The following is a 24,808-nucleotide window of genomic DNA, read 5'->3' on the forward strand; positions in this document are numbered from 1 at the left end:
GCCGTCGGAAAAGCGGCCGGCCGGCGCTCGCGGGGAGTCGCCGGTCGGTTCGACCCTTTCGCCACGTCGCGGCTCCGCTATCGTACGAGCGTCGGTGTTGTTACGGCCGTAGCAACGAGCCTGCGTTCGCTCGCGTCCTCACAGCGACTATTTGTGTCCGCTTTGATGACGGGCCACTGCGACAATGGACGAATCCGATGGCAATCGACGAACGATCGCCGCCTGCGAGCAGTGCGGTGCGCTCTATGCAGCACTCGAGTTGGCAGACGACAAACTCCGCCCGATCGGCCGCCGAGAGGGCTGTCGCTGTGGCAGTACGGCCTTTTCCGCCGTCGACGACTCGCTCTCAGGGGTCTCTCTCGAGGACGGTTCGGGCGACTGACTCACCTCGCGGAGCCGTTGGAGCGTTTCCCGTCGCTACTGAAATCGATTCTCAGTCGCGGGAGGTCGCCAGGCGAGACGAACCGACCGTACTGGCTAGTGAAGCCAGCGCGTGGTTGTCGCGTTCAAACATATCGCATCTCGTTCCCTCTCTCGTATTCCAGTCGGATTTGGTTCAGGAAACTATGGTAATATTGATCAGCCACCAATATCTATTCATAGTTGAAGTCTGATTGTCATCGTACAGCATGGACAACGAACGGATCACACCCGTCGACCTTCCCGAACCGCGCTACGAGTACGGGGCGGACGATCACGTGTTCGTCGAACTCGCGGAGGAGATGAGTTTCACCGCCAATTTCAAGGCGATGGCGATTACCCAGCAGGTCGCCGAGCGAGATATCGACGGCGTCGTCGAAAACTGCCCGGCAAACGCCTCCTACATGCTCCGCATCGATCCGGAGATCATCCACCCGGACGACCTGATCGCGGAGCTCAAAGAAATCGAGTCCGAGATCGATCTCGAGAACTACGACTGGGAGACGCGTATCATCGACGTTCCCGTCCTGTTCGAGGATCCGTGGACCCACGAGACGCTCATGGAGTTCCGGGAGCGCCACCAAGACCCCGACGGGACGGACCTCGAGTACTCGGCGGAACTCAACGGCTTCGACGGCGTCGAATCCTTTATCGACGCCTTCGTCGGCGCGCCCCACCTGGTCACGATGGTCGGATTCGTCCCGGGACTTCCGTGGTGTTTCCAGATGGTGCCGCGGAACCAGCAGTTGGAGGTTCCCAAGTACGTCGAGCCACGGACCGACACGCCGAGTCGCGCGGTCGGCTTCGGTGGCGCGTTCTCGGTCATTTATCCGGTACAGGGGGCCGGCGGCTACCAGCTATACGGGCGGACGCCGATCGAAGTGCTCGACACCGAGCAGACCCTCCCCGACTTCCGCGATTCGATGGTGTTCCCGAACCCCGGTGACATCTTGAACTACAGACGGATCGATCGCGAGGAGTACGACGCGATCCGCGAGGAGGTCGAGGCGGGCACCTACGAGTATAATTACGAAAATGTCAGTTTCTCACCGGAGGAGTTCTTCGAGTCGCCGGCCGAATACAACGAGCAGCTCATGGAGGTGTTAGAATGATCGAAATCGAGGAGGGGGGCATCGCCAGTACGGTACAGGACCTCGGGCGAACCGGCCACTATCACATCGGTATGCCGCCATCAGGTGCGATGGACCGCTACGCCCACACGGTCGCGAACTACCTCGTCGGGAACGACGCCGACGCCGCGACCGTCGAAATGACCTATCAGGGCATCACGGCGACGTTCCGAGACGACGCCGTGATCGCGGTCACCGGTGCCGACATGTCGCCCAGCCTCAACGGCGAGCCGATCGATACGTGGGCAACCGTTGCCGTCGACGCCGGCGACGAACTCGAGTTGGCGTTCGCGACCGAGGGGGCGCGAGCCTACCTCGCGGTGGCCGGCGGCATCGACGTCGCCGAGGTGATGGACAGTCGCTCGACGTACACGCTCGTCGGGATCGGCGGTCACGAGGGCCGCGGTCTCGAGGAGGGCGACCGGCTTTCGATCGGAGACGCGCCGGCCGAACGGCGCGAGTTGGTCGGGACGCGGATCGACAACGAGGACGTACCCGATTACGCGGACGAGGACACCGTCCGGATCGTGCTCGGACTGATGAGCCACCGGCTCACGGACGAGGCCAAAGAGACGCTTTGTGACTCCGAGTGGACCGTCTCGCCGGAAGCGGACCGCGTCGGCTACCGCCTCGAGGGGCCGGACCTCGAGTTCGAGGAGCGCGAGCAGCCCTTCGGCGCGGGGACCGACCCCTCGAACGTCGTCGACCTCGGCTACCCGCTCGGGTCGATTCAGGTGCCCCAGAAGCCGATCGTCCTCATGCAGGACGCGGTCACGGGCGGCGGCTACGCGACCGTCGGGACCGTGATCAGCGCCGACCGCGGGCTGCTCGCACAGCGCCAGACCCACAAGACGGTCACCTTCGAGTCGGTCGACGTCGACGAGGCGATCGACGCCCGCAGAGACCAGAACGCCCGCCTCGAGGAGATCCGAGCGGACATCGAGGGCGAGGAGTAGAGTCAACGATACGCTAACAGACAGAACCGTAACCAAAACAAAGAATAGATTCGGGACTGAATCCAACACAACCACACACTATGACAGAGAAAACCACGATCAAGTCACCGATGCCGGGCATCTTCTACCGACAACCCGACCCCGACGACCCGCCTTTCGTCGAACCGGGAGACACCGTCGAAGCGGGCGATACTATCGGCCTCGTTGAAGTGATGAAGAACTTCCACGACATCGAGGCCGACAGTTCGGGGACGGTCAGCGAGTTCCTCGTCGAGAACGAGGCCGAAGTCGAAGCCGATCAGGCGATCGTCGAACTCGAGTAACGGCGTCGAACCGACTCGCCGGCATCGCGGGTTTCGGCCGCTATCAGCCGGTAGCGATTCGACTCCACTCGAGACGGATTTTCTGGTAGTCGTCCGAACAGGAGCTAGTCTCTGCGGTCTACGTGAGACGATATTTGACGGTCCCGGCTACTGTTGGACGAACCGACGTAAGCTATATGCTGGATTGTGCTAGACTCTCACCCATGACGGCGATCGACATCAACTGCGATATGGGCGAGAGCTTCGGCAACTGGACGATGGGCAACGACGAGGCAGTCATGCCCTACATCACGTCCGCGAACATCGCCGGCGGGTATCACGCCGGCGACCCGCACGTCATGCGGGAGACGGTCGAGCTGGCGGCCGAACACGATGTCGGTATCGGTGTTCACCCCGGTCTCCCGGACCGGACCGGCTTCGGTCGCCGCAAGATCGACGCCACGCCGGAAGAAGTACGCGACTACGTCGTCTACCAACTCGGCGCTCTCACGGCGTTCGCGCGCCGCCACGGTGCCACCGTCCAGCACGTCAAACCCCACGGGGCGATGTACTCGATGCTCTCGGAAAGCCCCGACCACGCCCGCGCGGTCATGAACGGCATGCTCGAGGTCGACGACGATCTCATCTACCTCGCGACCGATATGAACATCTACGAGGTCGCACAGGAGATCGACGGGCTCCGGGCCGTGTTCGAGGGCTACGTCGACATCGATTATCGGGCCGACCGCTCCCTGATCGTCGAGCAGGAACTCGCCGATCGCGACCCCGAACTCGTCGCCGATCGGTTCGTCTCGATCGCCACCGAGGGCGTCGTGGAGGCCGCAAACGGTGAGGAGATCTCGATCCCCGCCGAGAGCATCTGTATCCACGGCGACAATCCAAACGCCGCCGCGATCCTCGAGGCGATCCACGACCGGGTCGAGGAACACGATATCGAACTCACATCGCTGCCCCAGACCGTCTGAGGCGGATCGAAAGGCCGAGAGCGAAACGACTCTCCTCCCGTCGCCGATCGAGGCTCACTCGTCGAGCAGTTCCCGCTCGACGTACTTCGTCGTGTGCTCGTTCGAGACGAACCCGTCGTCCTCGAGGAGCCGCCGGTGGAACGGAATCGTCGTCGGGACGCCCTCGATCGTCGTCTCGTCGAGTGCCCGTTTGCTGCGGGCGAGGACCTCGTCTCTGTCCTGCCCGGTAACGATCAGTTTCGCGAACATCGAGTCGTAGAACGGGGCGATCGAGTCGCCCTCGTCGACGCCGTCGTCGACGCGGACGCCGATGCCCCGCGGCGGTTCGTACGTCGACAGCGTCCCCGGCAACGGCGTGAAGTCGTTGTCGGGGTCCTCCGCGTTGATGCGGAACTCCATGGCGGCCCCGCGCGGGTCGACCTCGTCTTGGGTGAACGACAGTTCCTCGCCGGCGGCGACCCGGAGCTGCCACTTGACCAGATCGATCCCGGTGAGTTCCTCGGTCACCGCGTGTTCGACCTGAATCCGCGCGTTGACTTCGATGAAGTAGAACTCGCCGCCCTCGTAGAGGAACTCGACGGTGCCGGCGTTGACGTAGTCCGCTGCCGCCGCGCCGCGGCAGGCGGCCTCGCAGAGTTCGGCGCGCGTGTCGTCGTTCAGTACCGGCGAGGGCGACTCCTCGAGGAGTTTCTGCTGGCGTCGCTGAATGCTGCAGTCCCGTTCGCCGAGGTGGCGGACGTTCCCGTGGTCGTCGCCGATGATCTGGACCTCGATGTGACGCGGGCTCTCGAGGAACTTCTCGAGGTAGACGGTCGGATTGTCGAAGTACGCGTCGCCCTCTCGAATCGCTTCCTGGAGCTTCGCGTCGATCTGGGACGATTCGTAGACGATCTTGAGCCCGCGGCCGCCGCCGCCGCCGTCGGCTTTGATCGCGACGGGATAGCCGTGTTCCTCGGCGAAGGCCTCGACTTCGTCGGCGGACGTGACCGGGTCGGTCGTGCCGGGCACGATGGGGACGTCCGCCGACTCCATGATTTTGCGAGCCTTCGTCTTCTCGCCGAAATCGACCATCACGTCGCTTGGCGGGCCGATCCACGCGAACTCGCTGTCTTCGACGTTCGCCGCGAACGACTCGTTCTCGGCGAGGAACCCGTACCCCGGGTGAATCGCGTCGGCGTCGGCGGCTCGCGCCGCCTCGATCAGCGCGTCCTGATCGAGGTAGCTGTCTTTGGCCTTCGAGCCGCCGATGTGGTAGGCCTCGTCGGCCATGCGGACGTGTTTGGCGTCCTCGTCCGCATCGCTGTAGACGGCTATCGCGTCGATATCCAGGTCCGCGCACGCCTGAATGATTCGAACGGCGATCTCCTCTCGGTTCGCGATCAACACTCTTTCGAACACAGTGTCGTGATATGGCTTCTATCTCCAGATAAAGCTAACCTACTTTCGTGTGTTGAACGGGGTTCGACGAAACCAGAGTATCTCGACTTCCGATCCGTTTTCCCGAGAGCGGGGGCGTGTCGTTCGATTCACGCCGGTGCGGAATCGCGGCCGATCTGCAGTGAGTGAGGGGAGAAGTCGCAGTCGCTCCCCGCTCGAGCCGATTCCGTTCTCGCGACGGTGCTTTCAGGCGACCGTCTCGAGGGCCGCCTCCAGTTCGTCGACGGCGCGTTCGAGTTGGTCGCGCGAGATGGTCAGCGGCGGCTGGAAGCGCATGACGTTCTTGTAGTAGCCCCCGACGCCCATCACGACGTTCGACTCCTCGCGGAGGTACTCGCTCACCGCGGACGCGAGGTCTTTGTCCGGTTTCGGCGCGACGTTCTGTGGCCCCGTCTCGCTCGGATCGACGAGTTCGACGCCGTGCATGAGCCCGAGCCCGCGAGTCTGCCCGACGACGTCGTACTCGTCCTCGAGGGTCTGGAGTTCGGACTCGAGCCACGCGCCCTGCTGGCTGGCGTTGTCGACGATGCCGTCCTGCAGTTCGTCGATCGTCGCCAGCGCGGCGGCGCAAGCGACGGGGTTGCCGCCGAACGTCGAGAGGTGGTCGCCGGACTCGAAGGCGTCGGCGACCTCCGCGGAGGCGGTGAAGGCACCCAGCGGCAGCCCGTTGGCGATGCCTTTCGCCTGCGTGAGGATGTCGGGTTCGACGTCGAAGTGGCTGCTCGCGAACAGTTCGCCGGTCCGGCCGTAGCCGGTCTGGACCTCGTCGGCGATGAGCAACGCGCCGTGGTCGTGGGCGATTTCCTGGACCCGCTCGAGCCACCCCGCCGGCGGCACGATGATCCCGGCCTCACCCATGACGGGTTCGACGACGACCGCCGCGAGGTCCCCGCTCGTGTGCGAGCCGATGATCCGCTCGAGTTCCTCGGCGCAGTCGGCGTCGCACTGGTCGCCGTCACAGCGCGGACAGCGGTAGCCGTACGGCGGCGCGGTGTGGGCAACATCGTTGAGCGTCGGGGCCATGCCCTTCTTGTAGGCCTTGTTCCCCGTCAGCGCCAGACTGCCGAGGGTGCGGCCGTGAAAGCCCATCTCGAGGGCGATGACTTCCTTCGAGCCGGTGTACTTCCGCGCGAGCTTGACCGCGCCCTCCACGGCCTCGGTCCCGGAGTTACAGAAGAAGCTCTTCTGCAGATCGCCCGGCGTCACCTCGGCGATCCGCTCGGCGAGGTCGGCGACCGGTTCGTTGGGGTGGACGTACGAACAGCCATGGACGAACTCGTCGAGTTGGTCTTTCGCGGCGTCGACGACGGCGTCGTTTCCGTGGCCGACGTTCACCACCGAAATCCCGGAGAACACGTCGAGGTACTCGTTGCCCTCGAAGTCCTCGAGCGTACAGCCCGAAGCTCGTTTGACCGGTACGTCGAGCGATTTCCAGATGGGCATCATGTGGTCGTCGTACGCCGACAGGACGGCCGCGTTCGACTCCCGTCCGACGGATGGATCGGTTTGTTGTTCAGCCATTATCCAAAGAGTCGAACTACATCCTAATAAAATATGTCTTCAAGAATCCTATCCATATGTAATGTTTCCGGCCCGGGGACTCGCCAACCGGTTGCGGCACGACCTCTCGATCACCCAGGACTCCGAACTACATCCAACGTTTTCCCAACGACGCGACTCACGTTCGAATGTTGTTTATCCGTGTACTCCGTTCCCCGCGTATGGACGAGCGAAACGTTCGCATTCTGCAAGCCATCGCGGAACTCGGAACGGGGAGCCCGGACGAGATCTCGGAGTACACCGACATCCCGAAATCGACGGTTCACTATCGACTCACGAAGCTCAGGGAAAGCGGCGTCGTCACCGACGATCTCTTCGACGTCGACCTCGAGGAGTTCGGCCTCGAGATCACGGTGATCACGGAGGTCATCGCGGAGTACGAAGAGCAGTACCACGAGGAGGTCGGTGAGAAACTCGCCGCCATCGAGGGGGTCAATCAGGTGTACTTCACGATGGGCGACACCGATTTCGTCGTCATCGCCCACCTCTCGGGCCGCGAGATGGTCCACCGGCTCATCAGCGACTACGAGGCGATCGACGAGGTCGTCCGAACGAGTTCGCAGTTCGTCGTCGAAACGGTCAAAAACGAGTCCTACCCGCTGAACGACTTCGAACTCGAGACGTTAGTCGAGACCGTCGCCGACGACGAGTAAGCACCAGCGCACTGTTCTCCGCGAAAACAGCTCCGGTCGACGGTGACGACCCTCGGCCGACCGAGGCCGTCACTCGCGGGTTACTCGAGTTCCTCGAGTTCGAGATCCGCTAGCTCGAGGTCGGAGTCGGTCGAGGAGACGCTGTACAGGACCACGCCGAGCAGCGCCCAGAGCAGGACGATCGCCCACTCGTAGGGCCAGACGAGCGCCGACGGGCCGCCGGGCAGGTAGAGGCCGATGAAGCCGAGGGTCAGGACCAGCCCGGCCGCCCCGAACGCGTATCCGAACGGGAGCTTCAGCGGGCGGTTCAGGTTGGGCTCTCGGTACCGGAGGACGAGGAACGAGATCGCGACGAGGAACCACGCGACGACGAGGCCGAGGCTGCTCGCGTTGACGATCCAGACCAGCATCTGTTCGCCGAACAGCGGCGCGAAGACCGAGAGGCCGCCGATGAGGGCGACGGCCGTCGAGGGCGTGTTGTATTCAGGGTGAAGCGTGTTGATCCGCCGTGGGATCATACCGGAGTCGGCGAGCGCGAAGACGGCGCGACTGGCACCGAGGAGGAAGGAGTTCCAACTCGTGAGGATACCCGCGATGCCGGCAAGCGCCATGATACGGCCGATCAGTTGACTGCTGAAGATCGCCTCCATGGCCGTGGCCGCCGGCAGATTACTCTCGGCGAGTTCGGCACCGGGCATTGCCTGTCCGGAGCCCCAGATGACGGCGATGTAGAACACCGCGGCCAGCGAGACCGCGGCCGGAATGAGGAGTCCGATGAGGCGAGGCGAGACGTCTGCCTCCTCGGCGGACTGGGGAATGACGTCGAAGCCGACGAACATGAACGGCGTCATGATCGCGACCGAGGCGACGCCCGCAGCGCCCACGTCCGAGAGCGGCGGATGGCCCTGCGTCTCGCCGTTGAACAGGGCACCGACGACGAGCATGACGCCGGCGAGGGCGATGATCACCGTCAGGAGGGTCTGGAACTGTGCCGCGGGTTTCACGCCGCGGTAGTTGAGCGCCGTCATCACGATCGCACCGATCCCGCCGACGAGGATCCAGGACGCGTACACCGGTTCGCCGGCCACCGACCAGAGTTCGAAGACGTTGAAGCCGGGCACGATGTATGCCATCGCGGACGGCAGCGCCACGACCTCGAAGACGACGACGCCGACGTACCCGAGGACGAGCGACCACGTACAGACGAACGACCAGAGCGGGCCGAGCGCGCGGAAACTGTACACGTGTTCGCCGCCGACGAACGGCATCGCGGACGTGAGTTCCCCGTATATCAGTCCGACGACGCCCACCATGATCGCGCCCGCGACGAAGCCGAGTACCGATCCGGCCACCCCCGCTTCGTCGATCCAGACCCCAGTCTGGATGATCCATCCCCAGCCGATCATCGCGCCGAACGCGAGCACGAAGAGATCTTTCTTCGTCAGTACCCGCTCGAAGGTATTGCCATCTTCTGCCATACCACTCTCTGTCGAATACCGAGTGTTAAGTTTAACTAAACGCTATTCATTGGGACCATGTTCTTTCTACCTGTCATTGACTGGATGCTGTTCAAAGATTGTGATTACTGACCGACTAGAACGATAGCAGGCGGCGGCATGTCACCGGTGAGCGCGGACCTTCCTCGACGAGTACCCCGGAGCGGAACTGGTACGGATCGATTTCGACACTCGCCTGTCTCGGAAACGGCTGTCTACTCACCGTAGAAGCCGTCTACCCCTCGAGTACGCCGCTCATATATAGGTCGGGTAATCCAGTACCTCAGCTCGATGACTAGTACTGTCAGGCGACAGTCGTCGTCGCGGAACAGTCACAAAAACGACCAATCGACAGCCACGGCCGGGTGGGGAGCGTAGTCATGGTCGGAGTAGAGACGGTCCGAAAACTGGTGCCGGGCGACCGGCAGCGACTCCTCGCGATCGGGTTTGGACTGGCCGTCATCGCGAGCCTCGTCGCGACGGGTGCCGCGGGTGCGTCTGCGGGCGTCGTCGATCCCGATTCGAACGAGTCCGTCTCGGAGGAGGCGTACGTGGAGCCGGCCCCGGAACCGGGCGATCCCTACTTCGAGGCAGCGGCCAGCGACGGCAGCTGGGTCAGCTACGAGAACCCGCGCGACGAGTATCGGAACCCGTATCTCGGCGACGGCTCCGGGAAAGTCTGCGTCACGCTGGTCAACGAAAACGGCGACACCGTCGTCGGCGAGTCGGTCCCCAATACGTCCGTGACGATTCCCACGAACGACGTCACGAGCTGGCACTCCAAGGCCGATCCGATGACCGTGCAGTTCCCCATGACCGACCACTACGATCGGCCGCTGGATGCCGACCAGTTCGGCACGAGTCCGGATGTCGCACAGGGCGACGGCTACATGGATTCCCACTGTATCGAACTGCACGGCAATCCCGAGGACGCGACGATCGAGTACGGCGAAGCACAGATCAGCGGCGAGAACGCTGACCAGATTGAGGTCGCCGGGTACATCCAACAGGTTCCCGAAGGCGACGGCTGGGACACCGACATCGACCCGCTGACCGCCGCGGAATCCTACGAGGAAGCCGGCGGCGGCTGGACCTACGAAACCAACGCTTCACACGGACAGGTCGTCGTCGTCTTGCAACTCGACGGGGCGACCGGCGATCGGTCCGATCCCGACGGCTCGAGCGGATCGGATCCGGGAGCGAACGAGACGAGTGAGTCGCCGAACGGAGGCGACCAGCAACTCGAGGGAACCGAGTCCGGCGATAACGACGAAATGCCCGGATTCGGCGTCCTCGGGGCTCTCGTTGCGCTCTCGGTCGCCGTCCTCGCTCGACGCCGCGGCTAAGTCGGTCCGCAAGTCACAGCCGCTCGAGGCTGACTCATAGCGATCGAGGAGACACGCGGTACAGCCCCTCGAGTAATAGCGACCGCTCGAGGTTACCGTATCGACGAACCGAGACGAAAGACAGGGAACGGCTACGAGTTGTAGCCGGGAACCATGGAGCTCTTCGCACGTCATGACGGGGCAAAGATCGGGTGGTGTACCCACCGACAGACTGTCGTACCCCCGTCTATCCGATAATTCGATTGGATCACAATAATACTGCTGGCCAATCGGGTCAAAACGCGATGAAACGACCAGAAGACTCATGGAATTACGGACCCTGATTGGTGATCTGTATCAGGGGCTGAGCAGTCAGTGTTGCTCCGTCGGCGCAGTTCTGTGCGCACGCGGCCGGGCAATTCGGCGTGCCGTTCGAACCAATTAGGTTTTGACGGTTGGCGCGAGATGCCCGACAGATGACGACCACGAACGAGTCCGACGACGACGTGCCCCGCGTCCCCGTCGTCTGCCCGGCCTGTGAGACGACCTCCCGCGTTCCGCTCTCCGACCTCGCGGACGCCATCGAACGCCACAACGACCAACTCCACGACGGCGACGACGTCGCCGAAGTCGATCCCGACATCGCCGACCGCATCGCGGACCTCGCCGCGACCGACCTCGGGCTGCTCGAGGACGACGAGTGACGAAGTGACTGACCGCTGGTTACCCCTGACCGGCCGTTTACCGGCGGGTCATCGGCCGAGGTAGTTGCGGAGTCAACCGATGACCGAGCGGGAGGACTGCTCGGTGCGCTCTCGTTTGGTGACGATCCCGTCTCGTCGAGTCGACCGTCCGGTCGCTTCGAATCCATACTGATCGACTACGGCGATCGTCGAGACACGTATTAACCCTGCAATCGTCACCTGCCGACGGCCGCGACTCCGACCGTTCCGAAAATTCCGCCGATATCCGGCTCGAGCGCTTATATTTCACTTCCTCGTACCGTTAGTTCAGTGAGAAGGCTTATACTGGCATACCCGACTGTGTCCAGTAGATGACGCGGAAGAACGCGACAGTCGACCACGACAGTAGCGGACTCACGGCCGATGCGGACGACCAGGCGGCGTCGCCGATCACCGTCGAACCGACCGCGACGGCGACGGTCGCGGCGACGCGGACGACCACCGCGGACGCCGGCGATGCCGAGGACGCGCTGCCGAACACGTTGACGATCATCGGGCAGGGGACGCCCTCGAGTTTCGAGATCACCGTCGACGGCGAGATCGATCTGGCCGACGACCCGCGAGACGCCGATGCGACCGTCGTGTCGGGGACCACGGTCGAGGGGACGATCGAGTCCGACACGGTGACGTTCCGGTTTACGGGCGACCTGACCGACGTCACGTTTGTCGACCGCGGGATCACGGGACAGGAACCGGCGACCACGCCGAACGTCCACGTCGATTACGACGCGCCCGACGGCGTTCAGTCGTAACCGGCTGTCTCACGGTACAGTGTGGTTCGTCGTTCGAGACCGGCGGCCAGCAGTATAAACATACTCCCGGACGGGGTCCGAACGTCCCCGTATGGACGACGACACTCCCGACGCCGACGCGGAGAGCGACACCGGTGTCGAGGCACACCCCGAGATACGGGTCGACACCGAGGGCCATCTCGAGGGCGGCATCACCGTCGAGACGAAAGCCGGCGTCCCGATCTACGCCGACGCCGGTTCGGAAATCGATGCCAGATGGATGGAGGCCGCCGACCGCCGCATCCTCGAGTTCATGCAGGAAGAAGACGCCTTCGAGCCGACCCAGATGGACGAGGAAGGCATCTGTCCGGCGAAGTACGCGGCCTATCGGTGTCGCGAACTGGCCAAGTACGGTCTCCTGAATCGCCACATGCCCGGCTTGTACGAGGTCTCCGAGGCGGGCGACCGCTACCTCGCCGGCGAACTCGACCCGAGCGAACTCGAGCCCGAGAGCTGACCGCGTTAGGAAATCGACGCGGGCGGCCGACGTTCGCCGTCTGTTTCTTCGTTCGTCTCGAGTACGGTGCTTCCTTCGACATCGAAATCGCCCAGCAGCGCGTCGATCACGTCCGTCGCCGCGGGCGCGTACAGCGGGCGGTTGTCATTGCCACAGCGGTCGTCCATCAGGCAGGCGGGACACCCCTCGTCGCGCCCGCACGCACAATCGACCATCAGGTCGCGAGCCCGCCGGGTGACCGCCTCGTACTCCTCGTAGATGCGCCGGGAAAAGCCCAGTCCGCCCTCGACGCCGTCGTAGATGAACCAGCCGCTCGTCCCGGGGGTGTCGGGCAGCCGGTTGGTCGCGAGTCCGCCGAGGTCGGCCGCGTCCACGGTCAACTCGAGGGGCGCGACGGCGATCATGGCGTGTTCGACGGCGTGGATGCCGCCGAGGTAGCCGTGGAGCCGCGGCGGGAGGTCCTCGCACTCGTCGTTGTGGTAGTCGCTGTGGGCGGCCGTCACCGCGCGTTCGACGTCGTGGGGCACCTCGGCCCAGCACAGTTGCGTGCGCATCTCCAGGGGCGGAACGCCGGTCTCGAGCCCGACGGCGCGAACGTCGCCCGAGCCGATCTCCCGTTTCATGAAGGTGTCGTGGTGGACAGTAACGGTGCCGTAGCCCCAGTTGAGCCGGAACGGGCCGACGTCGCGGGACTCGCGGACCTCGGTGTCGTAGATCGTCGTCTGGCGCTGGGATTGGGTGTAGTAGTCGACATCGACGGCCTCGAGTTCGACGTAGGGCTGGGGACGATCCTCCCGCAGGTCGACTACCTCGTACTGGTCGCCCCGGTACAGCACCGTCGCGCCCTCGTGATAGTCTCGGTACGCGCGGGCGCGACCGATCGGCTGGTGGTCGATCGACTCCTCCCCGGCCAGTCGGACTTCGAAGGCATTCCCGCCGGAGGCGTAGAGGCTGATCTCGTCCTGTGGTCGATCGCGGTGAGCGTAAGTGACCCCGCCCGCGAGCGACCCCTCGAGATCGCCGGTTCGTCGCCCGTACTCGACGGCTCGCTCGAGGCGGTCGAGCCCGCCGAATCGGTCTGCGTCCTCGCGGCGCAGCGGTAGCTCTTGGGCGGCACACTGCAGATGCTGCAGGTAGACCGGATTGTTCTCGAGATCGACGACCGCGCTCTCGGGCTCCTCCTCGAGGAGGTACTCGGGATGGCGAAGGATGTACTGGTCGAGGGTCGCGTGGCTGGGGACGAACACCGAGAGCGCCTCGCGCTCGTCGCGCCCCGAGCGGCCGATCCGCTGCCAGAACGACTGGCGAGAGCCGGGATAGCCCAGCAGGACGGTGCCGTCGATGCCGCCGACGTCGATGCCCACCTCGAGCGCGCTGGTCGTCGCGACGCCGTCGAGGTCGCCGCTCTTGAGCCGGTTCTCGGTCCCTCTGCGAGATTGCTTCCCGTGGCCCGCGTTGTACGCGGCGAGTTCGGTCCCGCCGCGGGAGGGTAGGCTCGGGATCTCAAGGTACTCCCGTGCGCGCCCGACGGCCAGTTCGGTCTGTTTGCGGGAGTCACAGAACAGCAGCGAGGGGACGCCGCGATCGCAGCAGTGCGCCCAGACCTCGGGGGCCTCGACGGTCGCGGGGCGCTTGCTCGGCGTCCACGCGCTGTCGCCGCCTCTGTCACCGTCGCCGGTATCGGCACCGCCTCCGGAACCGCTTCCGTCGCCGTCCGCCGGCGGGTCCCAGAACACGAGATGGCGGCGGCCGCTGGGCGAGCCGTCCTCGTCGATCACCGTCGCCGGCTCGCCGGTCAGCGCCTCCGCGTGTTCGGCCGGGTTGCCGATCGTCGCCGTCGTCAGCACGTACTGCGGGTCGCCGCCGTACCAGTCGATCAGCCGGCGTGCCCGCCGGAGGATCCACGCCGCGTGCATCCCGCTGATCCCCGTCCACGCGTGGGCCTCGTCGATCACCAGCAGGTCGCAGTTCGCGTGGAAGTCGGCCCAGCGGTGATGGCCCTCGAGGTACTGGTTGACCCCCGCGAAGTTCGTGATGACGACGTTCGCCTCCTCGCGGATTCGGACCTTCTCCTGCCGTTTCGTGTCGCCGTCGTAGACGCCGACGGTGACCTCGAGTCCGAGCGCGTCGAAGAGGTCGTTGAGTTCCCGCTCCTGATCGCGGCTGAGCGCCTTCGTCGGGTAGACGAGCAACGCCCGCACGTTGGGGTTCTCCCGAAACCGCCGCGCGATGTCGAGTCCGTAGACGTAGGTCTTCCCGGAGGACGTCGAGGTCGCGACGCAGACGTTCTCGCCCGCGGACAGCGCCTCGAGTGCGTCGGCCTGATGGCTCCACGGATCGACCGCGAGTTTCGCCGCGAGTTCGGACGGTAACACCTCGCGGGCCGGTACGTGGCTGGCGGACTCGGCCGGTAGCGTAAACCGCTCGCGGTCCTGGCCGCCGTAGCGACTCGAGGGATACGTCTCGACCAGTTCCGCGGCGGTCAGCGCGAGGCCATCTGTCGGGGTGCTCTCTCGGTTCGCCATCGGGTTCTCGGTGTCGTCAGGTGGCATATCAAAAGTCGGCGAGTCCGGTCTGGGTCGTCGAATCGTCCGTCGCTCGATCTCCGTTTGCGCCGTGCTCGGTCGGCTCCTCGGTCGCGGGCGGGGCGGCGACGATCGCGTCGTAGACCGCGGCCAACTCGCGAACGTCCGCCTCGCAGTACCGACGCGCCGCGTCCCAGTCGATACCGGGACTGATCGCGGCGTCCGAGCCGCCGTTCGCGCCGGAACCGGGACCGTTCGAGCCCTCGAGCAACCGCCGGATCCGCTCGGCGAGGGTCTTCCCGTCGAGCGCCGCCGCGGCACCCGAGCGGTCGCAGCCGAGCGCGTGGGCCACGTCCTCGAGTCGGTTCGTTCGCCCCGGCAAAACGGCGTTGTCCCGCCGGACTGCCCAGTCGTAGGGGTCGTAGGTGGACACGTGTTCGCGCCAATACTCGTGAAATTCGGGCGCGTCGCGGGCGATGAACCGCTCGAGGTGCTCGTAGTCGAACGAGTGGCCGTTCCACGCCAGCAGCGACGGGGTCTCGTACTTGGCGGCCAGCCACGAGACGAACTCGCGGGTCGCCGCGCCCGGGTCGTCGCGGGTCGGCTCGGTGTCGACGAAGTCGACGTAGGCGTCGCGTTCGGGATCGTAGACGCCGATTAACCAGATGATCGTCGGCTGAAGCCCGTCGGTTTCGATGTCGACGAACAGGGGCGTCGCCGCGTCGCTTGCCGGTGGGACCGGGTCGGCCGTCCGTCGAACCACGCGAGAGTCGGCGAGCGCCCGCGCGCTGGCGACGATCTCTCGAGCGGTCGACGCACCGATGCCGTCGATCGAACACAGCGCCGTCTCCGTCGCCTCGGCGACGGCCGCGCGCGTGTCGTATCCGTTCGTTCGAAGTCGCTCCGCCGTCGTCGGCCCGACGCCGGTCAGCGCTTGCAGCCCGAACCGGTCCGCCGGGACCGACGAGACCGCGACCGATCCCGCTCGATCGCAGGTGAGAGCCGCGAGTTCCGCCCCACCGGACCGGCGGAGCGGGGCGACTCCCCGAACCGGCAGCCGGACCGCCTCGCCGTCGACGGTCGCCTCCCAGACGTGGTCGTAACTCGCCTCGAGCGCGCCGGTGAGAAACGTCGGCTCCCCGTTCGCTCGAGCCCGGTAGCGGGCGGCGGCCTCGCGGCCGGCGAGGGTCGCATCAAGCGAGACGGCGTCGGTCCTCGGCTCGAGGTCGTCGCAGACGACGTAGTCGGCGTTCGGGTGGGTTTCGGCCGCGTCCTCGAGCAGCGCGGTCGAGCCCGCGAAGAGAAACGAAACGTCCGCGACGGTCTCGGTCCGGACCGCTGCGGGACCGGTGGCGGAGACGACCGGGCCGTCGAACAGACGCCGGAGACGACTCACGACGCGGACGTCCGAGGCGTCGCGAACGACGTAGACGAGGGCCGGATCGAAGTGGTCGACCACGTCGCGCAGTGCCGGCTCGCCCAGGTCGGCGACGGCGTCACAGCGCAACGCCAACAGCTCGGCACCCTCGGCGGACATAGACGGGGCCTAGCAGCGGGCGGTCATAAGGGTTCGTGGACCCGAGCGATGTCCGCGACCCCGTCACTCAGTCGGCGTCGACGGCGTTCGGCACGTGGGTCTCGAGGAAGTCGGTAACGGCGTCGCCGCCCTGGAAGCCCTCAGCCAGTCGCGCGGTTTCTTCGCCGTCTTCGAACAGGATCAGCGTCGGCACCGACCGGATGTCGAACCGGTCGACGAGTTCGATATCGTCGCCGGGGTTGACCATCCCGATCGCGACGTCGGTCGCGCGGGCGACGTTCCCCAGTACCGGCTCCATCGCCTGACACAGCGCACAGCCGCTGGTGTAGAACTCGACGAGCGCCACGTCGTGGCGTTCCACGAAGGTCTCGAGGTCGTCGCCGTTCTCGAACCGGCTCGGTTTAGTGGTCGCGGCCATGAGTGAATGGATGGTCTCGCCGCGGAAACCTGTGACGGACGGTGCGGTGTTCGGCCGGGACGGGGGCGATCTATTCGAGAGACGATACCCTGTCGACACCGTTCCCCTCGGATCGATTGACGGTGTCGTCGCGGAGATTCCCCGGTGAACTGTATTGTGTGAACGGGTTTCGGAGTGCGACTTTATACGTAGCCGGCGTAGCCGCGCTCGATGACCCAGCCCGCATCCACCCGCGGCGACGGCGTGCCGGAACGACGGAAAGCCACGCTGTTCTGCTGGGAGTGTGATCACGCGAGTCCGATCGACGGCGACTGGCAGGTGCGCTCGCGGGAGCGCCACGTCGCGTACGTCTGCCCGTCCTGTGAGACCACGCTCTCGAAGCGGCCGCGACACACCGACCCCTCGCCCGCTCGAGCGCCGACCCCGCTGGCGGCGTGGCGGCGCGCGCTCCGAACCTCGGCGACCGTCTGGCGGGCGAGCATCGATATCGGTCTCTCGAGTCTGACCGCACTGGTCGGTGTCGGTGTGGTCGCCGGCTCGCAGTACCGCTCCGAAACGGAGTAACCGATCCGCCGGGCGGTAACGGCGGCGGTAACGCGCTGCTCGATCGGCCCGGTGAACCGCGTGGTCGTACCCCCTCTCCACGACTATTCAATTCCGACGGTATTTTTCAGCTAATGTCATCCTCACTCCGAATATCCCATATTATAACTTACGTTCGATCACTTCCATCTCTATTTACGGATATTCGCCAACAACAGTAGAACTTTAATAGTAGAATCCGTTGGCTTACGCGAGCAGAAGATGACGAACGGAAACTTAACCGCCGCGGAAGAAGACGTACTGGACGAGATCGACGAGGAGAACATCGACTTCCTGCGACTGCAGTTTACCGACATTCTGGGAACGGTCAAGAACGTCTCCGTGCCGGCCCGACAGGCCGAGAAGGCGTTCACCGAGGGGATCTATTTCGACGGTTCCTCGATCGAAGGCTTCGTTCGCATTCAGGAGTCGGACATGCGGCTCAAGCCCGACCCCGAGACGTTCGCGATCCTCCCGTGGCAGGACCGCGAGGACGGCGCGTCGGCCCGCATGATCTGTGACGTCATCGACACCTCCACGGGCGAACCCTTCGAGGGCGACCCGCGCCGCGTGCTCAAGAACGCGCTCGAGCGCGCCGACGACCTCGGGTACACGGTCAACGCCGCGCCCGAGCCGGAGTTCTTCCTCTTCGAGGAGGACGAGGACGGCCGCGCCACGACGGAGACGGGCGACCACGGCGGCTACTTCGACCTCGCGCCGAAAGACCTCGCCAGCGATGTCCGCCGCGACATCATCTACGGCCTCGAGGAGATGGGCTTCGAGATCGAGGCGAGCCACCACGAGGTCGCGAAGGGCCAACACGAGATCAACTTCGAGTACGACGACGCGCTCTCGACGGCTGACAACGTCGCGACCTTCCGAACCGTCGTCCGTGCCATCGCCGCCCAACACGACCAGCACGCGACGTTCATGCCGAAGCCGATCCCGCGCATCAACGGCTCGGGGATGCACACCCACCTCTCCCTGTTCGAGGACGGCGAGAACGCCTTCCACGACGAGGACGACGAGTTCGACCTCTCGGAGACGGCTCACTCCTTTATCGCCGGTATCCTCGAGCACGCGCCGGCGATCACGGCGGTCTCGAACCCCACGGTCAACAGCTACAAGCGCCTGGTGCCCGGCTACGAGGCACCCGTCTACGTCGCGTGGTCCGACCGCAACCGCTCGGCGCTGATCCGCAAACCGGCCGCCCGCGTCCCGGCGGCCTCGCGCATCGAGGCCCGCTTCCCCGACCCGTCCTGTAACCCGTACCTCGCGCTCGCGGCGCTCATCCACGCCGGCCTCGACGGGGTCGAGCGCGACCTCGACTGTCCGGACCCGGTCCGGGAGAACATCTACGAGTTCGACGAGCAGAAGCGCGAAGAGTACGGCATCGACACGCTGCCGACGAACCTCGGCGAGGCCGTCGACGCCCTTGAAGAGGACGAGGTCATCTACAACGCACTCGGCGAGCACGTCGGGCCGAAGTTCGTCGAAGCCAAGAGCCAAGAGTTCGAGGACTACCTCGTCGACGTCTCCGACTGGGAACTCGACCGCTACCTCGAGACGTTCTAACCGGCCGTCTCCGACCGCCACACCGGCGGCGACGATTCCTGCGACCGCCGCGGCTCACTGAGACCGCTTCCGTTTTCACTGATTCATCGAGACCGACGCGAGAACTGCGACCCTCTCCTCCGACCGTCGCTGCGATCAGTTCGCAACGTACGCCGAATCCGCTTGCTCGACGTGGCCGGCACTCGAGAGCGAACTCAGCACGCTCAGCACGTCGAGTTTCTGCATCGCCAGTCGCTCCCCCAGTTCGCCGACCGTCGCGCCGTCGGTCGCCTCGAGATAGAGATAGACGAGTTTCGCGCTGGCTGATTCGATGTCGCGGGGAACGGGCTCGAGCCGAGTGTCGTGGCGGTGTGTTTGTGAGACCATGGTCATCAGTGTCGACCTCGTTCCGGTATATAAATCTACACGTGGTTGGCGTACTAATGAATACTAGGACTCAATACGAGGTGCGTCAACAGGCACCGAATTGAGACGGCGAGTCGGTCTCGAATCGATCGACAAGTTCCGAACGGAAAGGCGATAGTTTACGGTCCTCAGCCCACCACCGGGAGACATGAGCGCAGACGAGCGGCCGAGCGTGCCGACGGAACTCGATCGCACGGGTCGCGAGGCGCTACGAGAACTCGCGACGCGAGAGCCGGCGACGCTCCGCGAGGCGAGTGCCTATCTCGAGGAGATGGCGTCGTGGAAAGCGCGAGACGACGAGGAAGAGGGGACGACAACAGCCGATCCGGAGACCTACCCCGACGATATCCCGGAGCGAGCGACCGTCTCGGTGACGGAGATCGCCGGGACCGAGTACTACTATTATCAGTGGCGAGACGGTGACGAAATCAGGTCCGAAACGAGAGCGCGGTAATCTCGGACGGATCACGGTCGACGTTGCTCAGCTAGCGATCGCGATTCGGCGTTCACGCACCGAGAGCCGTCACACGAACGGGGCTAATCGATGTCTCCACCGGACTCGAGTGCCCGTTCGATTGCAGCCGCTACCTGCTGGGGCTGTGTCATCGGTGTCGTGGCACACCGGATCGGAAGCGGCCACGGCAGTCCACGACGGATCTCGAGACGGTCATCCGTAAGATCGAGTGACCGCAACTGCGTGCAGGGGACGAACTGGTAGTTGAACGTCTTCGAGCGGCGAACGCATAGCCCGCTCTCGAAAAGCGTGTACGTTCGCTGTCTGCCGCCGGTGATCGCCTGGCCGATCATCGCACCGCCGACCGCGGGAAGCGGATTGATGACTAGATGGTCCGAGAGCGCGAGAAGCAGGCCGCCGACGATACAGACACAGCCGAGAGCGAACCCGAGTCCGTGGACGAGTCGCCGATATCTGGTGTCCGGGTACGAGGTCCACTCGGCTAAGATCGATTCCCGTTCACGAAGGGACGCCACGTGTCGATTCACGGTGACGAAATAGAAGATCGTCCCCGCGAGGGCGAAGACGAGGTATTCGCCGAGCCAGGCCGTTACCCACGTTTCGTAGCCAGGGATGTCGGCTAGCTGGAGAACCAGAACCGCAAAAATCGGGATGAATACGGCTATGAACGGGAGAAGGTACAGCCGCGTTCGGACGAGTGCAGTGGCAGGAGCCGTCGACAGATAGCTACGGAGTGCCACGAGAAGACCGGCACACCCACCAGCGGCCACGGACCACGGCGTAACGTACCCCGTTCCGTGGACGAGGCCCGTACCGCCCAGCGCGAGGAGGCCGACATAACTCCCAGCAACGACCGAGAAGAACGCCGCTGAGGGTTGCCTGAATGACACATTCACCATTCATGTAGTCTGTATTGAATTATCTTGGGATTAAATTCGGTGGCGTGAAAATATAGTGTCTGGCGATCCCGGTTGTTACGGCCGACTATCACTCGTTTCCCTACACCGATTCGTACGGCCCGAGCCGCGTCCCGTCCAACAGGTAGGCCTCGGCCTCGGCCAGCCCCGCCGGGAGAAACGGCGAGAGAAACGACTGCCCGGTCACGTTGATCCACGTCCCGCCCACGAGGTCGTTGAACGCCGGCATCACGACCACGCGCGGGGGTGATTCGTCCGTATCCTCGAGCCACGAAACGCCCTCGTAGTCGGGGCGGTCGCGAAACGACTCGGGATCGAGGCGGCCGCGCAGCCACGCGCGCTCGACGCGACTACCGCCGACCTCGTCCTCGAGTCGCACGCAGGGGTGTTCGTGGCCCAGACAGAGCACATCGCTCTCGAGGGCGGCTCGCGAGGGCCACGTGTGGCCGTGACAGACGCCGATATCGCCGAGCGCGACGCCCTCGCCGGGGACGATGTCGACCGTCGCCTCGATGTCGTCGCCGTCCGCCAGCCACGTCTCGATACGGCCGTCGTGGTTGCCTTTGACGACCGTTACTGTGAGATCGGCTTGGAAGGATTCGAACAGCACCTCGAGTTCGCCGCGTTCGGCTCCGCCCGGATCGCCGATCGAGTGCATCAGATCGCCGCAAACGACTAGCCGATCGGGATCGGTGCGCTCGAGCAGGGACACGAGTCGCTCCCGGCGGTCGGGAGCCCGACTGGGAACGTCGACGCCGCGCTCGTAGCGCAGCCCCGCCTCGTAGCCGGCGTGGTAGTCGGCGACGAGCAAGGCGCGGTCGTCCCCGATCGCCGCGGTCGCGGCCGGGTCGCCGGGGAGGGGGTCGACTCGAGGCGGCCGCGACCCGGCTTCGGCCGCGCCGCGACGGGAATCATCTCGCATCGTCGCCCGATCAGATCGCTTTCAGCGTCTCGTCGTCGGGCTCGTAACACTGGCCGCCCATCAGGGCGTCCTGAATCGCGTCTTCGACCTCGTCGGCGGACGCGCCGGTGTCGTCGGCGACCGCCTCGATCAGCGCCGTCCGGTCGGCACCGTCGCCGTCGTCGAGTTCCTCCATGGTCTCGACGACGTAGTCCTCGAGGTCGACGTCCGCGGCCGGTTCGTCGTCGCTGTCAGCGTCGGCTTCGGGCTCCTCGTCGGCTGCGGGTTCGGACTCGGTAGCGTCCGATTCGTCGGTCTTGTCGGCCTCGAGTCCGGATTCCGGCGGTGCGCCGAGGTCGTCGTCGGGCTCGGTCGATTCGGTGGCGGTGGTATCATCCTCCGCGGACTCTGCCGCGGTTTCGGCTTCGCCCGTGGCGTCGTCCGATTCGGACTCGTCGCCCGCCTCGACGTCTTCCGGCTCAGGAACGTCGATGTCGGCTTCGCCGGGTTCGTCGACCTCGCTCCCGGTCGTGAACTCCGCGCCGAACTCTTCCTCGAGCTGTTCGCGCTCCTCTTCGTCCATCTCGTACATGCTGTCGTCGATGTCGCCGGCGTCGAAGTCGCCGAAATCGTCGTCGGCGTCGTCAGCATCGTCGGCGGATGACGCCTCGACAGCAGCGGGTTCGTCGGCGGCCGTCGCCGCCGGTTCGCGCTCGCCATCGGATTCGCCATCGACGGCCACTGGGTCGTCGCTCGCCGGGTCGTCGGGTGTCGCCTCGGCGGTCTCGGGTTCCGTCTCCGGTTCCGAAGTCTCGGTTGGATCCGCGCCGGGGTCGGCCTCGCCGGTGTCGCTCTCGGTCCCGGTCGTGGCGGGTTCGCTCTCGAGGTCGGCGTCGATCTCGGTGCTTTCGGTAGCGTCTGCGCCGTCGCTCGTCGCCGTTCCGGCCGCCGAGCCGGAGTGTGCGTCCGCCGGATCGGTTGCCGCCCCGCTGCCGCCAGCCGCCGCTGCGACCGGCTCCGGCTCCGCTTCGGGTTCGGGCTCCGCGTCCGTCTCGGCTGCGAGCGCCTCGGTGTCGACGCCCTCGAGATCCGCGAGCGACGCAAAGGACGCGTCGTAGTCGGGGCTCGTCGCGTCGGGTGCGATGGTGAGTCCGCTCACCTGATCGCGCTCGCCGGCGACGACCTCGACGGCCTCGAGCGCGCACTCGCGCAGCGCGGCGAGATACGACGGCGTCGTTCCGTAGTGGTCCTGCGCGATCGGAATCCCCGCTGCCAGACCGGATTCGATGCCGGCCTTAAGCAGGGCGTCGGTCAGCGCCTCGTCAGTCACACCGAGTTCCGCGGCTCCCGCGAAGGTACCGATCCGCTCGAGCGTTTGCTCGGCCGCGCTGACGACCCACCGATCCCGGGTGTCGGCGTCGACCGTCGCGATGCTTTCCGGACGGATCGAGGTGTAGACCTGGTCCGAATCGTCGGGCTGGAAGGTGCGGGCCTTGCCCGTCACCGCGACGAAGGCCGGCGGTTCGGCCTGCTCTAAGAAGGCGAGTTCGTCGGGCTGGTACTGGCCGGCGTAGACGACGAACGCGCCGGTCGGGTCGACGATGCGGGCCCGGACCATCTCGTCGTTGACCGACGTGACCTCCGTGAGGGTACCGACGGCGAAGACGCGGTTGAGTCGCGCGCCGGTCGGCGTGATCACGTAGTTCGGTGCCCGCTCCTCGTCGCTCTCGGCGTAGGAGAGCGAGGCGTCGTCGTACTCCGCCGCGAAGAGCCGGTAGGCGAGCTCTCGCCCCGGCACCTCGTCGTCGCCATCGCCGTTTCCGTTGCCGTTCGCGCTCATGCGTCCACCTCCTCTAAGAAGGCCATCGCACGGGCGGCCGGATCGTCGTCGCTCTCCTCGAAGGTTTCGGCATCGAGGTTCGCGCCGTACTCGTCGACCGAGAGGTGACCGCGGATGCGGTATTCACGACCGACGATTCGCTCGCGGATCCGGTCCGCGACGACCTCTTGGTCCATCGCCTCGCGGGCCTGCTCTAAGGCGTCCTCGAGGGACCCGCCGTAGACGCGCTCGGTGAGTTCGTCGTCGAGGACGACGGTGACGGTGCCGGTGCCGTCATCGAGGATTCCCTTGACGCGCATGTCGTCGATTCCGTCGACATCGCCGTGGGTTCGACACTGCCCCTTCTGGATGACGCGGTAGCACTCCGGACAGCGCTGGATGAGTCCGGACCCGTCCCGGACCGCCAGCAGGTTGCCGACGACTTCGACGTCGTAGATGCCGCCGGTACCGACGGCGTCGCCGACGTCCATCGTCGAGGTGTTACTGCCGACGTCGATCTCTCGATCGAGCGCGCTGACCCTCGAGAACTCGGAGACGTTGACTTCGGGCACCCCGCGGAACTCCTGGACGTAGGCGTTCTCGATGCGGACCGAGCCGCCGTCTTCGATCTCCGGCGCGGGGTCCCAGTTCGTGAACGGCAGTCGGCCGCTCTCGTCACCGAAGACGCCGCTCAGGATGTCCGTTTCGCCGTCGCGGCCGTCGATCGTCTTGCGCTCGCACTCGAGGACCGAGACCTCGATGGTGACCGCGCGGTCGCCGGTCTGGAGGTCGGCCAGCTGGGCGTCGCCGCCGATTTCGTACGGCACCTCAAGCGAGTCGTCGTCGAACGACAACGAGGTGCTCTCGCCGAGGTTGAGTTCGGGGTCGCCGTCCCACTCGCGGACGCCCGCGTTGCCCGCGGTGATCGTGTCGCCGGGCTCGAGGCCGAAGTCCTCCCACGCCGTGTAGTCGATGACGCCGGTCTCGTCGGCCAGCCGGCCCTCCACGATGACGTGATCGGAGCCCTGATAGCGGATCGATCGCTCGCCCGCCGTCAGGACGACGCCCGTGACGGTGACGTTGCTATCGTCGGGCGTGATTTCGCCGATATCCTTCGCCGACGGTGTGCCGCCACCGCCGCCGGAATCGTCGCCGTACTTCCGTCGGAGGCTCTGTTTTGCCTCGTCGACCGGGACGCTGTACTCCACCAAGTTCTGCAGGTCGTCTTTGACCTCCTCTTTGTCAACACCGAGGTCGGAGGCGAGATCCTCGGCATGATCGTCGAGTTCCATCACTTGCCTTTCGAGTTGGGGCATAAAAAGCGTTCCCGGAGGAGGGCGAAAGTAAACCGATCGAGGACTCACTCGAGACGTTCGTCTCGTAAATCGGTCGCTGGAC

At 65.2% G+C, this 24,808-nt stretch carries 24 protein-coding genes; 13 read left to right on the forward strand and 11 right to left on the reverse strand.

The genetic code is table 11. The features are described from left to right. The first annotated feature begins 184 nt into the window (after window positions 1-184). From C489_RS10430 to C489_RS10450, 5 genes are all read left to right on the forward strand, one after another. Entirely contained in the window at window positions 185-382 is a 198-nt protein-coding gene (locus tag C489_RS10430) for a hypothetical protein (RefSeq protein WP_006431211.1), read from the forward strand. Between the two features lie 247 nt (window positions 383-629). Beyond that, window positions 630-1,532 carry a 5-oxoprolinase subunit B family protein gene (locus C489_RS10435; protein ID WP_006431212.1) on the forward strand — a complete coding sequence of 301 codons (903 nt, stop codon included), beginning with the start codon at window positions 630-632 and terminating at the stop codon, window positions 1,530-1,532. Beyond that, on the forward strand, window positions 1,529-2,506 hold the full coding sequence (locus C489_RS10440; protein WP_006431213.1) for a 5-oxoprolinase subunit C family protein: 978 nt from the start codon (window positions 1,529-1,531) through the stop codon (window positions 2,504-2,506). Before C489_RS10435 ends, C489_RS10440 begins: the two co-directional genes overlap by 4 nt. Window positions 2,507-2,586: 80 nt before the next feature. Then, window positions 2,587-2,829, forward strand: a complete 243-nt coding sequence (locus tag C489_RS10445; RefSeq protein WP_049890774.1) for an acetyl-CoA carboxylase — start codon at window positions 2,587-2,589, stop codon at window positions 2,827-2,829. 203 nt (window positions 2,830-3,032) lie between these two features. Then, window positions 3,033-3,794, forward strand: a complete 762-nt coding sequence (locus tag C489_RS10450) for a LamB/YcsF family protein (RefSeq protein ID WP_006431215.1) — start codon at window positions 3,033-3,035, stop codon at window positions 3,792-3,794. A 54-nt stretch (window positions 3,795-3,848) separates the two neighbouring features. On the opposite strand, the gene C489_RS10455 is transcribed toward C489_RS10450, so the two are convergent. Both C489_RS10455 and C489_RS10460 read right to left on the reverse strand, forming a co-directional pair. Continuing rightward, window positions 3,849-5,192: an acetyl-CoA carboxylase biotin carboxylase subunit gene (locus tag C489_RS10455; protein ID WP_049890775.1), complete on the reverse strand. Its 1,344-nt coding sequence runs from the start codon at window positions 5,190-5,192 to the stop codon at window positions 3,849-3,851. Window positions 5,193-5,417: 225 nt separating this feature from the next. Beyond that, window positions 5,418-6,752 carry an aspartate aminotransferase family protein gene (locus tag C489_RS10460; RefSeq protein ID WP_006431217.1) on the reverse strand — a complete coding sequence of 445 codons (1,335 nt, stop codon included), beginning with the start codon at window positions 6,750-6,752 and terminating at the stop codon, window positions 5,418-5,420. 200 nt (window positions 6,753-6,952) lie between these two features. On the opposite strand from C489_RS10460, the gene C489_RS10465 reads away from it, so the two are divergent. Beyond that, the gene (locus tag C489_RS10465; RefSeq protein ID WP_006431218.1) at window positions 6,953-7,444 is read left to right on the forward strand and encodes an Lrp/AsnC family transcriptional regulator; all 492 of its coding nucleotides are present in this window, start codon (window positions 6,953-6,955) and stop codon (window positions 7,442-7,444) included. Window positions 7,445-7,524: 80 nt separating this feature from the next. On the opposite strand, the gene C489_RS10470 is transcribed toward C489_RS10465, so the two are convergent. Beyond that, window positions 7,525-8,922 (reverse strand): APC family permease, encoded by a 1,398-nt coding sequence (locus C489_RS10470; protein ID WP_006431219.1) that lies wholly within the window; start codon window positions 8,920-8,922, stop codon window positions 7,525-7,527. A gap of 398 nt (window positions 8,923-9,320) precedes the next feature. Here C489_RS10470 and C489_RS10475 point away from each other — a divergent pair, with 398 nt between their 5' ends. From C489_RS10475 to C489_RS10490, 4 genes are all read left to right on the forward strand, one after another. After that, window positions 9,321-10,286 carry a PGF-CTERM sorting domain-containing protein gene (locus C489_RS10475; protein ID WP_006431220.1) on the forward strand — a complete coding sequence of 322 codons (966 nt, stop codon included), beginning with the start codon at window positions 9,321-9,323 and terminating at the stop codon, window positions 10,284-10,286. A gap of 455 nt (window positions 10,287-10,741) precedes the next feature. Further along, window positions 10,742-10,969 (forward strand): hypothetical protein, encoded by a 228-nt coding sequence (locus C489_RS10480; RefSeq protein WP_006431221.1) that lies wholly within the window; start codon window positions 10,742-10,744, stop codon window positions 10,967-10,969. A 350-nt stretch (window positions 10,970-11,319) separates the two neighbouring features. Further along, a complete protein-coding gene (locus C489_RS10485; protein ID WP_006431222.1) occupies window positions 11,320-11,760 on the forward strand; it encodes a hypothetical protein in 441 nt (146 codons plus the stop codon). A 91-nt stretch (window positions 11,761-11,851) separates the two neighbouring features. Then, a complete protein-coding gene (locus C489_RS10490) occupies window positions 11,852-12,256 on the forward strand; it encodes a hypothetical protein (RefSeq protein ID WP_006431223.1) in 405 nt (134 codons plus the stop codon). Between the two features lie 5 nt (window positions 12,257-12,261). Here the strand turns inward: C489_RS10490 and C489_RS10495 are convergent, their stop codons facing one another. From C489_RS10495 to C489_RS10505, 3 genes are all read right to left on the reverse strand, one after another. Continuing rightward, window positions 12,262-14,808, reverse strand: coding sequence for a DEAD/DEAH box helicase (locus C489_RS10495; RefSeq protein ID WP_006431224.1), 2,547 nt, complete (start codon window positions 14,806-14,808; stop codon window positions 12,262-12,264). Window position 14,809: 1 nt separating this feature from the next. Next, window positions 14,810-16,318, reverse strand: a complete 1,509-nt coding sequence (locus C489_RS10500) for a ribonuclease H-like domain-containing protein (RefSeq protein WP_006431225.1) — start codon at window positions 16,316-16,318, stop codon at window positions 14,810-14,812. A 67-nt stretch (window positions 16,319-16,385) separates the two neighbouring features. Beyond that, on the reverse strand, window positions 16,386-16,736 hold the full coding sequence (locus tag C489_RS10505; protein WP_006431226.1) for a thioredoxin family protein: 351 nt from the start codon (window positions 16,734-16,736) through the stop codon (window positions 16,386-16,388). Window positions 16,737-16,946: 210 nt separating this feature from the next. Here C489_RS10505 and C489_RS10510 point away from each other — a divergent pair, with 210 nt between their 5' ends. Together C489_RS10510 and glnA are read left to right on the forward strand one after the other, a co-directional pair. Continuing rightward, window positions 16,947-17,300 carry a hypothetical protein gene (locus C489_RS10510; RefSeq protein ID WP_006431227.1) on the forward strand — a complete coding sequence of 118 codons (354 nt, stop codon included), beginning with the start codon at window positions 16,947-16,949 and terminating at the stop codon, window positions 17,298-17,300. A 240-nt stretch (window positions 17,301-17,540) separates the two neighbouring features. After that, entirely contained in the window at window positions 17,541-18,893 is a 1,353-nt protein-coding gene (gene glnA / locus C489_RS10515) for a type I glutamate--ammonia ligase (protein WP_006431228.1), read from the forward strand. 135 nt (window positions 18,894-19,028) lie between these two features. Here glnA and C489_RS10520 read toward each other — a convergent pair whose 3' ends face one another. Next, complete coding sequence (locus tag C489_RS10520) at window positions 19,029-19,259, reverse strand: hypothetical protein (RefSeq protein ID WP_006431229.1); 231 nt, start codon at window positions 19,257-19,259, stop codon at window positions 19,029-19,031. Between the two features lie 187 nt (window positions 19,260-19,446). Between C489_RS10520 and C489_RS10525 the strand changes: the two genes are divergently transcribed. Continuing rightward, window positions 19,447-19,752, forward strand: a complete 306-nt coding sequence (locus C489_RS10525) for a hypothetical protein (protein WP_006431230.1) — start codon at window positions 19,447-19,449, stop codon at window positions 19,750-19,752. Between the two features lie 83 nt (window positions 19,753-19,835). Here the strand turns inward: C489_RS10525 and C489_RS10530 are convergent, their stop codons facing one another. The 4 genes from C489_RS10530 to C489_RS10545 form a co-directional block, all read right to left on the reverse strand. After that, the gene (locus C489_RS10530; RefSeq protein ID WP_049890782.1) at window positions 19,836-20,663 is read right to left on the reverse strand and encodes a hypothetical protein; all 828 of its coding nucleotides are present in this window, start codon (window positions 20,661-20,663) and stop codon (window positions 19,836-19,838) included. Window positions 20,664-20,772: 109 nt separating this feature from the next. Continuing rightward, window positions 20,773-21,612, reverse strand: coding sequence for a metallophosphoesterase (locus tag C489_RS10535; protein ID WP_006431232.1), 840 nt, complete (start codon window positions 21,610-21,612; stop codon window positions 20,773-20,775). A 10-nt stretch (window positions 21,613-21,622) separates the two neighbouring features. Next, the gene (locus C489_RS10540) at window positions 21,623-23,431 is read right to left on the reverse strand and encodes a hypothetical protein (protein WP_006431233.1); all 1,809 of its coding nucleotides are present in this window, start codon (window positions 23,429-23,431) and stop codon (window positions 21,623-21,625) included. Beyond that, window positions 23,428-24,702 carry a Single-stranded DNA binding protein gene (locus C489_RS10545; RefSeq protein ID WP_006431234.1) on the reverse strand — a complete coding sequence of 425 codons (1,275 nt, stop codon included), beginning with the start codon at window positions 24,700-24,702 and terminating at the stop codon, window positions 23,428-23,430. Before C489_RS10545 ends, C489_RS10540 begins: the two co-directional genes overlap by 4 nt. Between the last annotated feature and the right edge of the window lie 106 nt (window positions 24,703-24,808).

The organism is Natrinema versiforme JCM 10478, from assembly GCF_000337195.1.
GTDB lineage: Archaea > Halobacteriota > Halobacteria > Halobacteriales > Natrialbaceae > Natrinema > Natrinema versiforme.